A 14,838-nucleotide genomic window follows, 5' to 3' on the forward strand; every position below is an offset into this window, starting at 1 on the left:
CTCAATTACGATAAATAGATGCTAATGCCTGCTCCAATTTAGGATAGTTAAATTTATAACCGCTATCTAAAAGATTTCTCGGCACTACACGCTGTCCTTCAGCTAACAACTCAGCACCTTCTCCTAAAATAAGCTTCAGAATACATACAGGCATAGGCAGAACCGTAGGGCGATGCAAAACATGGCCTAAAGTAGAGCTAAACTCTTTATTTGTTACCGTCTCAGGGGCTGTTAAATTAAACGCTCCAGAAAATTGCTCATGCGTTAACAACATCTCAATAATTTCAATCTGATCATCAATATGTATCCATGACATCCATTGCTTTCCATCACCTATAGCACCACCTAAACCCAATTTAAATGGCATTTCCATTTTAGCTAATGCACCACCCTCCCCTAAAACTATGCCTGTACGTAACAAGCACACTCGGATACCTAAGCGCTCAGCTTGCAATGCTGCGTTCTCCCACGCCAAACAAAGGTGATGAGTAAAGCCTGAACGACATGGGCTTGCCTCGCCTAACTCTTCATCTAACTGACTGCCGTAATACCCAATAGCCGACCCACTTATTAGCACCTTGGGCTTAACTGATAGTTGAGCCAACCACTTAACAAGATCATTTGTTAGCTCTACTCGACTGCTATAAAGCAGCTCTTTACGCTCTGTAGACCAACGCTTATCTAAGATAGGCTCTCCCGCTAGATTGATCACCGCATCAAGGGATATTCCCTCCAACTCTGACAAAGCGCTAATTACCTCAACCGTCCCTTTAAATAGATGCTGTGCTCTCTCTTGATCTCGAGTTAAACAGTAAATTTCATCATTCACAGCCAAGCGTCTACGGATGAAGTGCTGGCCGATAAAGCCTGTACCTCCGGTAATCAATATTTTCATGGGAGCTCCTTTTAATCCTGCAAAAATAAGCGCTGCACTCAGCCTACAATATTGATACGATGCTAAGCATTGTTTAGATTAGCAGTCTTATGAGTTAATTTTTAAGAGTACTCAAATGTTTACAGGCATAGTGCAAGGCAAAGGGGTCATCCGCGCCCTCGAGAAAAAAGCAGACTTTATACATCTAAAGGTAGAACTCCCCCCACAACATTGCAAAGATATCCAATTAGGCGCAAGTATTGCACTCAATGGCACCTGCCTTACGGTCACTTCGTTTAAAGAAAATATTGTCAGTTTTGATCTCATTATGGAAACCTTACGCGTCACAAACCTTAGCGAAATAAACCTAGGGGATTTGGTTAATTTTGAAAGAGCTGCAAAGTTTGGTGACGAAATAGGTGGACACTTATTATCTGGGCATATCCATCAACAGGTTTCAATAAATCGTATTGAAAAGCCAGAAAATAACTGGATTCTTTGGTTTAACATTACTCCCGAGTGGCGAAAGTATATATTTCCAAAAGGCTTTGTTGCGCTTAACGGGTGCAGCCTGACCATCGGCGAAGTTTTAGAGGATCAGTTTAATGTATTTCTTATCCCTGAAACTTTATCAATAACTACCTTTGGTAATCTTGAAAAAGGGGATAAAGTTAATATGGAAATTGATGCCCATACCCAAGCGGTTGTGGACACTGTAGAACAATATTTAGGCAACCGTTAACGCACATTGATTAATAACATTTTAATCGCACTAAATTAGTAAAAAAAACTGCATAGATCTTAGAGTTGGCCGATACATTATGCACATGTCTTAAAAGGAAATAAGATGGGGCTGGATCCATTAGAAAAAGAGAATCAGGAACTCAAACGTACCCTGCGACTGATGATCAGTAAAGCAGAACAAAATGAGTCGGTTCTGAATAGTTTTTTTGAAGTGGAGCTTCGCTTACTTTCTTGTGGACGCTTGTCTGAATTATTAGATCTTATCTTGGTTGATTTTAAAGCGCTCTTCCGACTAAGCAGTGTCAATCTGATCTTATTTGACCCTGAACATGCGGCACGTAGTTTACTGAATGAATATGTACCTCCTGCTACAGGCAACACCCTAAGGTTTGTCCAAAGCCAACGGCTGTTAAAATCGATTTACCCTAATCAAGGGATGATTGTAGGGGCACCAAGCCCCTCTCTAAAAGCTGAAGCCTTCCCTGTCGCAGATAGCCCAGTAGAATCTTGCGCTTTATTACCTTTAGTTAGACACAACTGCTTAATAGGTAGCCTTCACTTAGGGAGCTGCGACGCTAGCCGATACACGGAGCATGTGAGATATGATTATATTCAGCACTTAGCCTCTGTGGTATCCGTATGTATAGAAAACTGCATTAACCAAGAGAACCTCCACCGACTCAGCAGTATTGATATGCTGACGAAAGTTCATAATCGCCGTTCATTTGAAGAAGAGATTGTTCGTGAATTATCTCGAGCTAGCCGGTCGGCACACTCTTTAGCTTGTTTATTTATTGATCTAGACCACTTTAAAACGGTGAATGATACTTACGGACACCAAACAGGCGATAGAGTACTGCGCACAGTAGGCCTATTTCTCAATAAGCAGCTACGTAAAACGGATACTGTTGCTCGATATGGTGGTGAAGAATTTGCCATATTATTGCCGAACTGCGACAAAGACCGCGCTTTAAGCATAGCTGAAACGCTTAGAAAGAAATTAGCCAATCTAATTTTTCGTGACGAACTATCTAGGCCTTTCAGGATGACAACATCTATAGGCGTATCTTTATGTCATCCTGAGAAAAACCCATCGGTAAAACTAGACGATATTGCCTATCAACTGATCCAAGCCGCAGACAAAGCGGTTTATAGTTCAAAAGACGGTGGCCGAAACCAAGTTTCATTTATGCCCTTCCCAAACCTTGAACCACCTCAGGTGAACACAGATAAAGGCTAGATACGGCTAAGCCTTATTCATATCCACAATAAGTTCACGATAAATATCTATATACTCTGTTGCTTTATTCTCTCCAAATAGTGGGTCACTTTCTTGTGGTAATAACCCATCAATAACTGCCCAATCCTCCTCAGAAGCTACATCCTCAATAAGTGGGAACAAATGCCCCTCTTCCGAATCCAGATGGGCCGTCTGTAAAACCACAAATTCATCTAAGAGATTAACAAACTCAGTCATAGGCATAACAGCATCATGGAGAACCCCATCAATAGCCTCTATAAGCTGAACACTGGACGCTTTGAGTTTCTGATGCTCTACAGCACAATGTATCAAATGCCTGTCTAGTGCTTCAGAGCGCCCGGAGAAGTAGTCATAGAGCTTATCTTCTCTCGGGTGATGATAACCATCAGCATAAGAAGCGATATAATTGATAACATCTGCCATCAAATTAAAATTGGGGGAGTCCCCCCCTCGAAGCTTATCTATCTTAAGCCCTAATATAACGAGCAACTTATTAAGATTCACATGGTCTTGATGTAATTCAGTAAGTATTGTCATAAGTACCTCTCCTCACAGAACGTGGTAGTAAGCAACTCAGGGAACTGAAATGGACATACAACTTGATCATCTACGGATACACAAAAGCCGATCCCTTAAATAAAATATAGAGAAAATAAGCAAGTGCGCTTGATAAAGATCAATTTAGAAAGCGTTAGATATAAAAATATTGCAGCGCAACATCTATTTAGCTACAGACGACCAAAATAAAATCGGTGATATGGGAGATAAAACGCTAGTCTCGATTCGGCCAGATAAAAAAAAGACCAAAGTGAAAAACACTTTGGTCTCAAAAGTTGCATTAAAAATAATCTGATAAAGATCACTAATGCTTAGGCCAAGAGTAAAAGCAAACGCTTTCCTCACTTAGCTTAAAGCAAACGGCGGGCCAATTTATTCATCAAATTGAGAGAGTAGCTCAAATAAACTATTTACTCGAATATCCGTCTCTTCAGGCCAATGGCGATTGGCCATATCAACATGAACCGTTGTTACAGAAGCCGCACGTCCAGAAAGAAGATCAAAATGAAAATCCCCTACCATTACCGCTTTCTTATTATCTCCAACCCACTGATTTAAAAGAATATTTATACCTTCTGGTGAAGGTTTAGGTTTCGCTTCATCTCGCCCTAAAATATCTTGGGTAGCAAAAAAATCTGCGGCACCAATGGCCTGCAAAGAGAGAAGAGCAAACTCATGAGCATTACGGGTCAAAATACCTAAACAACAATCTTTTTTATCAAGCTTAGTTAATAATTCAACGGCGCCCTCCGCTGGTTGTGCTTGTGCAGCATAATAACGCTCAAGCTCATCTAAATGCGCCAACATTGTGCGCCTTTTCTCTTCAGGTTGGAGGGCTATAGCAGAAAGAATATCGGTATTCGGTGCCAAGCCTAATTCATTGCGAATATGTGCAAAGTCATGCACAGGCTTAGTTAACGTGCCATCAAGATCAAAAATCCAATAACGCTTATGCGTTAGACTAACCATTTTAAATTCATGCTCACATAAAAATGCCGAAAGGCATAAACATTTCGGCACTTAATCATAAAATATTTTATAGAAGACTATTCTTCAGCAGTTGAAAAGCTAGCTTCATTAAAAGGATCAAGCGGGTTTTCCAATAACTCATCATTATTAAAATATAAGATCCGCCCTTCAAACTTTAAGCGCTTTGTTGCGAACCAACGATCCAGCTCTTCTATACTCTCATCACTCGAATTAACATCAAGCCAACTGATGACTAAATTATAGAAATAAACGCCAAAGAGCCCTGCCGCAGCTCCCAAAAAGAACTCCGATGACAAAGCAAATAATAGTAAGATAATACCTGCTATCCATATCCGATTGGCTTTAGCCGTTTTATAAGCATCATTAGCCAATTCGTGACTATCTTTTAATCGCATATAGCGTCTGAAGTTTTGTTGAATATCGAACTTATCTTCCGCAGACAATAACTGTGACATATTGCATCCTTAGTCATACGTATATTTTATTATTTTCATTTAAAACCAAATCTAAATATAAAATTTGGCATACACTCCTCAGCGAGTATAGCCGAGGGAAAACCATACGTCCCCCCAGCTGACGGAGAATATACAAATTTTTACACTAAACTTTTACTAACAACTTCAAAAACATCTTTTGATAGGTCGCCACTATCTCTAATTCGCTCCAACTCAGCCTTCATTAGCTCTTGTCTAGCAACAGAGAATTTTTTCCAACGTGTTAGTGGGGTTAGCATCCTAGCCGCTATTTGAGGGTTTTGGCTATTAAGCTCAATAATACGTTCAGCCAAAAAGCGATAACCGCTACCATCCAACGCATGAAAATGAAGGCTATTCTGAGCACAAAAAACAGAAATAACAGAACGAAGTTTATTCGGGTTCTTACGATCAAAAGCCGGATGCTCCATTAGTTCAAGCACACGAGCTAAAGCACCTTGATGAGGGTCCGATGCTTGAATCGATAACCATAAGTTAACCACTAAGCTTTCCGACTTCCAGCGCTCATAGAAATCAACCAGCAATGCATGCCCCGCATCCCTAAAAGATGAATGGGCAACCAAAACTAAGGCGACTTGCATATCTGTCATATTATCTGCTTTTTCATATTGAGCTTTTGCCAACTGAAGGCTTTCTTCAGTTTCTAGGCTCATTAGATAAGAGAGACATAGGTTTTTAAGACTTCGACGCGCGACAGAATCCGCATCAGGACTGTAGGCAATATCAAGATCATTCTCTCGGTATACCGAGCGTAGCTTATCTTCTAGCTGCTCAGCTATGGAATAGCGAACAAACTTACGAACAGCATAAATCGCATCCACATCAACACAATCAGCCAGCTCAGAAAGGTAAGCTTCAGATGGTAAGGTCAACACTTTACTAACCATCGCTTTATCTAACCCTTCAGCATCGAGAACACTGCGGAATGCGGAGACTAAACGATCATCCAGCTGCATAGTTTTATCTGGATGATAGTCAGCGATAAGCGCCTGCATAATATCAACAGCAAGCTTTTGCGCCGCATCCCAACGGCAGAAACCATCAGTGTCATGAGCCATTAAAAACATTAGCTCATCACGCTGATATGGATAGAAGAGTTTCACCGGTGCCGAGAACCCACGTAAGAGAGAAGGAACAGGTTTAGCGGCTAGACCACCAAAGGTAAATGACTGCTCAAACTCAGTTACATTAAGAATTTGCGTCATCTCACCATTAGGTAACTCAATCTCTTGACCACTCTCATCTAATAACCCCATTGCCAGTGGAATATGGAAAGCTGATTTCTTCTCTTGACCAGGGCTTGGTGGGCAGCTCTGTTTAACATTCAGTACATACTCTCCTGTCGCAGAATTATACTGATCAGTAATATGCAGCTCTGGCGTACCCGCTTGATGATACCAAGCTCTAAACTGGGAGAGATCTTTTCCTGACGCATCTTCCATAGCTTGAATAAAGTCTTCAGTGGTAACCGCTTGCCCATCATGGCGTTCAAAATAGAGATCAGACCCTTTTCGGAAAAGGGCTTCACCTAATAATGTACGCACCATACGCACCACTTCAGCCCCTTTTTCATAAATCGTTAGGGTATAGAAGTTAGATATCTCAATAAAAGATTCTGGTCGAATTGGGTGAGCCATAGGGCCCGCATCTTCAGCAAACTGAGCAGTTCTGAGCAGACTGACATCTTCAACACGTTTAACGGTACGCGAGTTCATATCCGCAGAAAACTCTGCATCGCGAAATACAGTGAAACCCTCTTTTAAACTAAGCTGAAACCAATCACGACAAGTAACACGGTTACCCGACCAGTTATGGAAGTACTCATGGGCAACCACCGCTTCGACACGCTGAAAACCACCGTCTGTAGTGGTGGCCGCATTAGCCAGCACACATGAGGTATTGAAAATGTTGAGGCCTTTGTTCTCCATTGCGCCCATATTGAAGAAATCGACCGCAACAATCATATAGATATCGAGATCATATTCACGGCCGTAAACCTCTTCATCCCATTTCATCGCATTTTTTAGCGAAAGCATGGCATAGTCGAGTTTATCTAGGTCCTTCTCTTCAGCAAAGATTCGCAGCTTCACTTCACGACCAGACATAGTCGTAAAGCAATCCTCAATATGCTGTAGATCCCCTGCAACTAAAGCAAAAAGGTAAGCCGGTTTAGGGAACGGATCTTCCCATGTCACCCAGTGGCGATTATTCTCTGCTAACCCTTGCGCTACAGGGTTACCATTGGAAAGAAGTTCTGGATAGAGTGCTTTATCAGCTTCAACTGTCGTTCTAAAAACCGACATCACATCTGGACGATCCGGAAAGAAGGTTATACGGCGAAAGCCTTCCGCCTCACATTGGGTACAGAACATACCACCAGACTTATATAACCCCTCTAATGCGGTATTTAATTCAGGGTGTATACGTGTCGTCGACTTTAAACAGAAGCGATCGGGAACGGATGCTATCTTAAGCATTTCGCCCTCACGAACGTAATCCTTATCACTGAGCAGATCGTCATCAATAGATAAGCTCACTAACTCCACTGTTTCATGGCCATAAAGCTCTAGAGCGGGAGCGCTCTCGGTACAGGCTGGGTTTCTACTAATAGTTAACACGGCATGAACTAAGGTTTCATCTTCAAATAGTTCAAAACGCAGATCAGTGGATTCGAAAAGATAAGCAGGGACTTTGTAGTCCTTTAAATAGATCGCTTTAGGTTCCTGTGACATTCCAACACCTTAGTTATCAGGCAGATATCATTACCTGATAAGCAGTAAATTTACGCATATTAATAACACCGGTATCTAAAATTAGATACTGGCCTTTGATCCCTTGTAGCACTCCGCTAACTTCAGGCGTTTTATCAAAATTAAACGATGTAACCTTTTGCGGATAGTTCAAAACAGGATAATTAATCTCTATCTGTTCAGCCTCAGGCAATCGTTGTATTGCTTGTAAACCAAATTCATTTTCTAATGCGATCAAACCCGCTTGGCACTTTTCAAATAACAGATCTCTTGTTTCTGTTAAATCTAAGCTTTCTACTTCGTTTTTCAACATTTTGCGCCAATTAGTTTTATCTGCAACATGCTCACCTAATAATCGTTCAACCTTACCAGACTGAAGGCGAGTAGCGACTTTGAAAATAGGTAAGGCCTGCACCGCCCCTTGATCCATCCAACGTGTAGGAATCTGTGTGCCACGGGTTATCCCTACTTTAACGCCCGAGGAATTAGCTAGATAAACATAGTGATCTTGGAAACAAAACTGCTCGCCCCAACTCTCGTCACGGCAGCTGCCTTCATGAAAATGACACAGTTCCGGTTTAACAATACATTGATCACATTGAGGCAAGCTTTTAAAACATGGATAACAATAACCCTGGCTAAAGCTCTTATTCGTTTTCCGCCCACAATGAGTGCAATTGATAGCACCTTGGTAATGAAGACGTATAGACTTTCCTATAAGTTCGTTCATCGCAACTTCTTGCTCACCTACAGGCAAAAAGTAACTAACCTTGTCAGAGAGTTCTGTACGCATTTTCTGCAATGCACCGCACGCAAGTTCCTGCATCAGTTTTTATCATCTATAAGAATTTTGATAGTGTCCGGCTGCAAAGGATCTTTCCCATGCTGAGAACCATCCTTTTTCGTGCGATCAATAAATCCGACTCGCTCATCGACTGGCTTATTTTCATAATCATAAGCGATCACTGCGCGCATACAAATATCTCGTTGCTCGGCAGTCAATTTACGTCCATCAGGCCACTTACCTAACTCTACTGCACGTTTTAATGACTGGTGCATATCAGGAGTCATCGCCTGAATCAGCTCTTCATAATTCATAAATTCATCCATAGATAACATAAAACGAGGACTAACCTCGTTTATCAGAAAGCGGGAAAGTTTATCACACCCTGCTTTCTTTCAGCATGAACTCAAGTACTTGATCTTGAATTCTCTCTCTATTCTTAATACTCGGCATATGTAGATCTTCAATCTCAATAACTTGAGATAGATTCGGTACAACAGTGCGAGCACATTTTTCTACTTTACTCGGCGCAAAGTAGAGATCATCAGTAGCAACAATAAGCTGTACCGGTGCCTGAAATGCTTGTAAATCTTGTTTTTCAAACGGTCCCGGTGGCAAGAGCGTCATGGGGATACCCGCCTGAAAAACGGCAAAGTAATATGACTCCAGCTCTGGCCAATTATCACCCATTAAAGGTTTCATCAACTGATCAAAATGTAGTTGATCCGTATTCAATTTAAAACTCAAAAACGGCATAAATAGTTTTTTTAGTGGGCGCCAAATAGGACGAAAAAAACCGGCAGGGACAACCAACGAAGCCATCGTTATTCTATTGGGTGATCGAGTGGCAAGATCAAGTAAAACAGCGCCACCGAAGGATAACCCAACCGCAGGACAGCTCTCTATATTTAAACTATCAAGTAAGCCTTCAAACCAAATAGCGTAAGCCTGATTGCTTGAAATCGGAGCCATACCCGGCGTTTTGCCAGCCTGCCCAGGAATATCAGGACAAATAACATGATATTTTTCAGCCAGCTTAGCAAAAAACTCGATACAAAAAGGTGCGCTCGTATGCAAGCCATGAAGCAACAATAAAGGCGGTGCATCATCAGCTCCCGCCTTCATCACCCAAACTGGGCCAAACGGTGTTTGTACATACTCTCCGGTTAAATTTGGAACAAGAGTGCCAACCTTTTCAGCCTGCTGCTCATAACGCTGCTTAAGATCCAGCGATAACATAGTTGCATCCATCTATCTTTCCTCAGGCTTTCGCCAATCGTTTACCAAGAGGCACAAAAATTAAGCCTGTAACAAGGCCGGCAAGATGAGCTGTATTTGCTATAGAACCAAAACCAACGCTACTCAGAATACCGCTGTACCCTAAAGCTAACCAAAAAACCATAAATCCCATCAAAGCTGGGGGCAAACGAAGCTTGGGAGAATATAACCTATCCCACAACCAGCAATAACCAAGAAAGGCGAAAACAACACCAGACAAGCCGCCAAACATCGGGCCACTGACCCAGTATTGAGCCAAGTTAGATGCAACACCTGAAATAAGCACAAGCATCACTATAGATAAACGACCTTGTGCAGATTCAATTCGCGTGCCTGCAATCCAGATCCAAAGAACATTGAAGACGATATGAGCTGCACTAAAATGCAGAAAAATCGGTGTAATAAAGCGCCAATACTCCATTGACTCAACAGTGCCCATAAGACCACTGGTATAAATTCCATCACTCTTTTGTAACAACTCGGTGATAGTGAAATGTCTTAATAGATCAAAATTTTCCCCAAAACCAATTAAAAAGCTAAGGACAATACTGATCACAATTAATGAGGTTGAAAACCAAGCCCGTTGCGCTAAAACAAAAAAGCTAGGCTGCACAGCCGCCGAGTGCTCAAACGCAGGAGTTGGTTGAGCCCTAAACTCCATTTGAGAAAGCTCCCCCCCGTTTTTCCACATCTCATAAAGGGCCAAGATATCCTCAGGGTTAACATTTGGCTCAACCCAGAACTCTTGAAAATCACCTTTCTCAAGAACCCGATGGGGAACCTCATACTGCCAAAGGAACTGAGTGAATTCGGTCAGGTCTTCATTGAGAGGAACAGTAAATACTTTAATCATTAGAAATTAGGCTCATCCGCAATCTCTTTTCTAACATCAACAAAAATAAACTTATCGGGCTGAATAACCTTTTCATTATCTAAACGGTAAGCAACTAATTTCCCATATTTAACCGCACTGTAATCTAGACAAGCGATATTTGATGTTATTGGTGCGGGAGTCCCTTCTCGCCAATAATGACCAATAAAAAGCATCTTCTCTTCAGGGCCATAATACAACAGGTCATTATAATCTTGCTCTGTCAGGGGCATTCTGGCTATATGCTCAGGCAACGGATCAGGTTGAAAAACAACATCACCATAAAACTCTGGCTCCTCTGTCCAAAATTTGGTCCTGAAAAATCGGCGTTCAAAACCATCCTTACTCACCATCGCCTCACCATTAGGTAGACGCAAATGAGTTCCCCGCAAAAGCCTATCCATTAACGCCCATTCAAAGGTGCCACGCTTAGAAGAACGATGGAGAAAACGATCATCAATAACATGATTAGGGCATTCGGCTTCAAAACGGTCGATAAGCTTCTGATGCCAGCACGCATGGACGACCCGAAAACGATCAAACTCTAAGTAGACCGGCATCTCTCTAATCCACTGTAGAAACATCTCTTCTTCATCAGGGTAGTTTGCTAACTGCTCTAAAGTTTCAGCTACAATGCGGTGATGGCGAGGATTATGTTCACGTAGATAACTTAAACCACTTCCTTCTCGCCCTCGAGTGACATAACTTAAGTAGTTAAATTCATGGTTACCCATAACTATATGAGCATGACCCGCTTTAACCATGTCATAAACTAAGTGCAGTGATTCCCTAATATGGGGCCCACGATCAAGAATATCGCCTAAAAAAATAACTTGGCGCCCAGGATTAGAATAAACACCATTACGTTTCGAATAGCCGAGTTTACTCAGCAGCAGCTCTAAACTTAAAAAGCAGCCATGCACATCACCAATGAGATCATACCCTTTTACTTCGCTCGTCACTTTAATCTCCGAGCTTAGTACCCCAACCAAGTTTCTCTCGGCAGGTACTATAAAAGTCATAGTTAAGAGGATGAAGTAACTTCAACTTATGTGGTTTTTTATGCACTGTAACTGTATCGCCAGGCGCACAACTAATATCTTTTTGACCATCACAAGACACTGTCGGGTAAGCACTATTATTTGGGCTAATAACCAGCTTTAGCTCACTATTACCATTAACCACAATAGGTCGACTAGATAAAGTATGAGGAAACATAGGCACAAGGACCAGCGCATCAAGCTTAGGATGCATAATGGGTCCACCACCAGACAAAGAATAAGCAGTTGACCCTGTAGGTGTAGAAATTATCAAGCCATCCGATTTTTGTGTATATACAAATTGACCTTCAATATAGAGTTCAAACTCAATCATTCTTGCGGCTTTACCCGGATGTAACACACAGTCATTTAATGCTGTTGCTTCACCAATAGGCACGCCATCTCTTTTTACAATCACATCAAGTAGAAAGCGGCTATCTACGGTATATTTACCTTCTAAAACCTCAGCAACCTTTTCTTCAATCTCATGAGGCGCTATATCAGTAAGAAACCCTAAATTCCCTCGGTTTACACCTAAAACTGGAACATGGTACTGAGCTAAGGAACGTGCGGCTCCCAGCAAACTTCCATCACCGCCGACGACAATCACTAAATCACAAATCTCTCCCATCATTTTAGGAGTACTGGTTTGCTGCCCATGCCCTGGCATCACTTCAGCAATTTTTTCATCTAATATGCAATTAAGACCACGATCCCCTAAAAAACGGATCATATGTTTCAAGGTATCAATCACAGATTTGCTACCTAAACGACCAATAAGGCCGATATTACGAAAGTAATCCATTTTTGCTCCGGATCAGCTGGTTACATCCAAAATATAGATATTTTCATCTAACTCATTTTTCTTGATTTTTTCAATACGCTTTTATAGTAAAGCCTATGCATCTCTACAACATTAAAGTGTTCTTAACCCCTGAAGCCCCCCTGTATGCAATGCTAAAATCTGGCTCCCTTCAGTAAAAAAACCCTCTTCAATTAGCTCTATCAATCGCAGCATCATTTTACCGGTGTAAATCTGATCTAAGGGAAGATCATAATCATCGTCCATCATAGAAATAAAAGCTAGAAGCTCAGGAGAGGTTTTAGCATAACCGCCAAAATGGCCGTTGTAATCTAAAACCCAATTATTAACATCTGAATAACCGGCTGATTCTAAAAGCATTGAAATATCATCTTTTAAAAATTTAGCACCTTTCAATACCGGTATACCGACTACATTAACACTAGGCTGGGATGCGGCGACGCCCGCTAAGGTAGCTCCCGTCCCGCATGCAAGTACGATATTATCTATGCCATATTTCTGGATTAGGGATTGATTAACAATCTCTGCCGTCCCTTTGACGGCTAAAGCATTGCTTCCCCCTTCAGGCACAATAAAGGGATCACCAAACCTATCTCTTAACCCTTGTAAAAAATCCGCGTCTTTTCGTTGTTTGTACTCAGCACGTGTCACAAAATGGAGCTCCATTCCCCAACGCGCAGCATCAGTTAAAGTAGGATTACTTGCATAATCCGACTCCCCTCGAATAATACCAATGGTTTTTATCCCTAACGCTTGACCCGCCCAAGCCAAGGCATGAATATGATTTGAATATGCACCACCAAAACTCAGTACGGCTTTGACTCCCTGAGCTTTAGCTTTCTCAAGATTATATTTCAGCTTAAACCATTTATTCCCACTTACTCGCTGGTCTATCTGATCCAACCTTAATAGATGAACACCTACATCGCGCATCTCTGCTTGCTTCATATTTAATGAAACAACAGGTAATTCATTGAGTTGATCAAACATAGGACAACAACCACGCAAAGTCATAAAACTGAAGTATTTTTGTCATCAATTAGACATAAAACAATCGTAAAGTAACTAAAAAAGAGGAGATAACAATGGAAGATTATACAGAAGAACTACTTTATCAAAATATCGATGAATACGAAGATGATAACCAATCAGATGATGCTGAAGAGCAATAGCATCATCTGATAAATTAACGACTCTAACGTTTACCCTACCCCGCTTGAACAACATTACCAATATGTTGCTTAAGCAAAACCGTACGATCCCCACCTGAACTTTTTGCCTCATACATAGCTAAATCAGCCCGCTGTACAACTTGGTCAGGTTTCTCCATCCCATTGGTTTCTGTCACCCCAAGACTCATAGAGACTTTAGCAATACCAACCGTTCCTTTTTCTATACTATAAGGGCATTTGGTATTAAAAATGGATCTAATTCGCTCTGCCGTTTGGGAGGCATCTTGAATACCTGTTCCAGGTAAGAGAACCATAAACTCATCCCCACCATATCGAACCGGTATATCATTCTCCCTCAACGTTTCTTTAAGAAGTTCACCTATAGTCCGAAGGACTCGATCGCCCTCCAAATGCCCTAATGAGTCATTAATTCCCTTAAAGTCATCCAAATCAAAACAGATAATACTCAGTGGGTGCTGATAACGTTTAGTACGATCAAGCTCTTTAGCCATAACAGCATAAAAATGACGCTGATTGAATAAACCAGTCAACTCATCAGTAACAGAAAGAATCTGTAGTTGCCGCTCAAAATCATACCGTTCCGTCAGATCATGGAAAAAGCCAATACTGCTTCCTTCAACTTCATCCACGATAACCGCTGACAACCGAATAGGCACTATACTGCCATCGCTACAAACCAAGGCCGCCTCAAACCCCTCTATGGAGCCTGGCGCACCATAAGAGTCTGAATATATAAGCTTTTTGATTTTTCGGGCATCATTCAAACTTGGATAAATTTTTGAGATACTTAGAGAACCTATAACATCTTCGGCACTATAACCCAAAAGCTTCTCCGCAGCCGGGTTAAAAATCCGGACTATCCCCGAGCCATCAACGCCAATAATAGGGTCTGGACATAAAGAAACTACTACCGTTTCAACCACATTTTTCACCGATATCCATCCTTGTTTTTTTATTCTTATAATACTGTAGACACAAAAAACACTCCTGCTTTTACTCACGACAAGTAAAAACCTGATTAAAATTCAATCTACAAAAAAAGAGAAAGATACACGTTAAATGTTTAAAATACAAAAACATGAGATGACATGAACAAAAGAAAGTGGTGGGCGTGGAGAGGCTCGAACTCCCGACATTCGCCTTGTAAGGGCGACGCTCTCCCAACTGAGCTACACGCC

15 protein-coding genes are annotated in these 14,838 nt (G+C 41.5%); 2 read left to right on the forward strand and 13 right to left on the reverse strand.

Features of this window, described 5'->3' with window-relative positions; all coding sequences use genetic code 11:
* Window position 1 precedes the first annotated feature (1 nt).
* Window positions 2-895 carry a TIGR01777 family oxidoreductase gene (locus Q4492_RS09250; protein WP_303417200.1) on the reverse strand — a complete coding sequence of 298 codons (894 nt, stop codon included), beginning with the start codon at window positions 893-895 and terminating at the stop codon, window positions 2-4.
* 115 nt (window positions 896-1,010) lie between these two features.
* Here Q4492_RS09250 and Q4492_RS09255 point away from each other — a divergent pair, with 115 nt between their 5' ends.
* Complete coding sequence (locus Q4492_RS09255; protein WP_303417202.1) at window positions 1,011-1,616, forward strand: riboflavin synthase subunit alpha; 606 nt, start codon at window positions 1,011-1,013, stop codon at window positions 1,614-1,616.
* A gap of 105 nt (window positions 1,617-1,721) precedes the next feature.
* Complete coding sequence (locus tag Q4492_RS09260) at window positions 1,722-2,858, forward strand: sensor domain-containing diguanylate cyclase (protein WP_303417204.1); 1,137 nt, start codon at window positions 1,722-1,724, stop codon at window positions 2,856-2,858.
* A 6-nt stretch (window positions 2,859-2,864) separates the two neighbouring features.
* Here the strand turns inward: Q4492_RS09260 and Q4492_RS09265 are convergent, their stop codons facing one another.
* The 12 genes from Q4492_RS09265 to Q4492_RS09320 all read right to left on the reverse strand — a co-directional run bounded on the left by Q4492_RS09265 (window position 2,865) and on the right by Q4492_RS09320 (window position 14,592).
* Entirely contained in the window at window positions 2,865-3,416 is a 552-nt protein-coding gene (locus Q4492_RS09265) for a hemerythrin domain-containing protein (RefSeq protein ID WP_303417206.1), read from the reverse strand.
* Window positions 3,417-3,809: 393 nt separating this feature from the next.
* Window positions 3,810-4,406, reverse strand: a complete 597-nt coding sequence (locus Q4492_RS09270) for an HAD family hydrolase (RefSeq protein WP_303417208.1) — start codon at window positions 4,404-4,406, stop codon at window positions 3,810-3,812.
* A 77-nt stretch (window positions 4,407-4,483) separates the two neighbouring features.
* A complete protein-coding gene (locus Q4492_RS09275) occupies window positions 4,484-4,882 on the reverse strand; it encodes a hypothetical protein (RefSeq protein ID WP_303417210.1) in 399 nt (132 codons plus the stop codon).
* A gap of 140 nt (window positions 4,883-5,022) precedes the next feature.
* Complete coding sequence (gene pepN, locus Q4492_RS09280; protein ID WP_303417212.1) at window positions 5,023-7,653, reverse strand: aminopeptidase N; 2,631 nt, start codon at window positions 7,651-7,653, stop codon at window positions 5,023-5,025.
* A gap of 16 nt (window positions 7,654-7,669) precedes the next feature.
* The gene (locus Q4492_RS09285) at window positions 7,670-8,497 is read right to left on the reverse strand and encodes a DUF2797 domain-containing protein (RefSeq protein ID WP_303417214.1); all 828 of its coding nucleotides are present in this window, start codon (window positions 8,495-8,497) and stop codon (window positions 7,670-7,672) included.
* On the reverse strand, window positions 8,497-8,769 hold the full coding sequence (locus tag Q4492_RS09290) for a YeaC family protein (RefSeq protein WP_067867084.1): 273 nt from the start codon (window positions 8,767-8,769) through the stop codon (window positions 8,497-8,499). Before Q4492_RS09290 ends, Q4492_RS09285 begins: the two co-directional genes overlap by 1 nt.
* A 64-nt stretch (window positions 8,770-8,833) precedes the next feature.
* A complete protein-coding gene (locus Q4492_RS09295; RefSeq protein WP_303417217.1) occupies window positions 8,834-9,706 on the reverse strand; it encodes an alpha/beta fold hydrolase in 873 nt (290 codons plus the stop codon).
* Between the two features lie 10 nt (window positions 9,707-9,716).
* Complete coding sequence (locus Q4492_RS09300; RefSeq protein WP_303417219.1) at window positions 9,717-10,586, reverse strand: rhomboid family intramembrane serine protease; 870 nt, start codon at window positions 10,584-10,586, stop codon at window positions 9,717-9,719.
* The gene (locus Q4492_RS09305; protein WP_303417244.1) at window positions 10,586-11,572 is read right to left on the reverse strand and encodes a metallophosphoesterase; all 987 of its coding nucleotides are present in this window, start codon (window positions 11,570-11,572) and stop codon (window positions 10,586-10,588) included. Before Q4492_RS09305 ends, Q4492_RS09300 begins: the two co-directional genes overlap by 1 nt.
* Window positions 11,568-12,449: an NAD(+) kinase gene (locus tag Q4492_RS09310; RefSeq protein WP_067866962.1), complete on the reverse strand. Its 882-nt coding sequence runs from the start codon at window positions 12,447-12,449 to the stop codon at window positions 11,568-11,570. The genes Q4492_RS09305 and Q4492_RS09310 overlap by 5 nt, the downstream gene beginning before the upstream one ends.
* A 111-nt stretch (window positions 12,450-12,560) precedes the next feature.
* Window positions 12,561-13,457: a 1-aminocyclopropane-1-carboxylate deaminase/D-cysteine desulfhydrase gene (locus Q4492_RS09315; RefSeq protein WP_303417223.1), complete on the reverse strand. Its 897-nt coding sequence runs from the start codon at window positions 13,455-13,457 to the stop codon at window positions 12,561-12,563.
* A gap of 217 nt (window positions 13,458-13,674) precedes the next feature.
* Window positions 13,675-14,592, reverse strand: a complete 918-nt coding sequence (locus Q4492_RS09320; RefSeq protein WP_303417225.1) for a sensor domain-containing diguanylate cyclase — start codon at window positions 14,590-14,592, stop codon at window positions 13,675-13,677.
* Between the last annotated feature and the right edge of the window lie 246 nt (window positions 14,593-14,838).

The sequence above is a fragment of the Neptuniibacter sp. 1_MG-2023 genome (assembly GCF_030547185.1).
Taxonomy (GTDB): Bacteria; Pseudomonadota; Gammaproteobacteria; order Pseudomonadales; family Balneatricaceae; genus Neptuniibacter.

Coding starts and splice junctions, on each gene's coding strand:
- Q4492_RS09315 (WP_303417223.1), bottom strand. CDS start 13,457: ATGTTTGATCAACTCAATGAATTACCTGTTGTTTCATTAAATATGAAG.
- Q4492_RS09290 (WP_067867084.1), bottom strand. CDS start 8,769: ATGAATTATGAAGAGCTGATTCAGGCGATGACTCCTGATATGCACCAG.
- Q4492_RS09250 (WP_303417200.1), bottom strand. CDS start 895: ATGAAAATATTGATTACCGGAGGTACAGGCTTTATCGGCCAGCACTTC.
- Q4492_RS09265 (WP_303417206.1), bottom strand. CDS start 3,416: ATGACAATACTTACTGAATTACATCAAGACCATGTGAATCTTAATAAG.
- pepN (WP_303417212.1), bottom strand. CDS start 7,653: ATGTCACAGGAACCTAAAGCGATCTATTTAAAGGACTACAAAGTCCCT.
- Q4492_RS09285 (WP_303417214.1), bottom strand. CDS start 8,497: ATGCAGGAACTTGCGTGCGGTGCATTGCAGAAAATGCGTACAGAACTC.
- Q4492_RS09300 (WP_303417219.1), bottom strand. CDS start 10,586: ATGATTAAAGTATTTACTGTTCCTCTCAATGAAGACCTGACCGAATTC.
- Q4492_RS09310 (WP_067866962.1), bottom strand. CDS start 12,449: ATGGATTACTTTCGTAATATCGGCCTTATTGGTCGTTTAGGTAGCAAA.
- Q4492_RS09260 (WP_303417204.1), top strand. CDS start 1,722: ATGGGGCTGGATCCATTAGAAAAAGAGAATCAGGAACTCAAACGTACC.
- Q4492_RS09295 (WP_303417217.1), bottom strand. CDS start 9,706: ATGGATGCAACTATGTTATCGCTGGATCTTAAGCAGCGTTATGAGCAG.
- Q4492_RS09270 (WP_303417208.1), bottom strand. CDS start 4,406: ATGGTTAGTCTAACGCATAAGCGTTATTGGATTTTTGATCTTGATGGC.
- Q4492_RS09255 (WP_303417202.1), top strand. CDS start 1,011: ATGTTTACAGGCATAGTGCAAGGCAAAGGGGTCATCCGCGCCCTCGAG.
- Q4492_RS09275 (WP_303417210.1), bottom strand. CDS start 4,882: ATGTCACAGTTATTGTCTGCGGAAGATAAGTTCGATATTCAACAAAAC.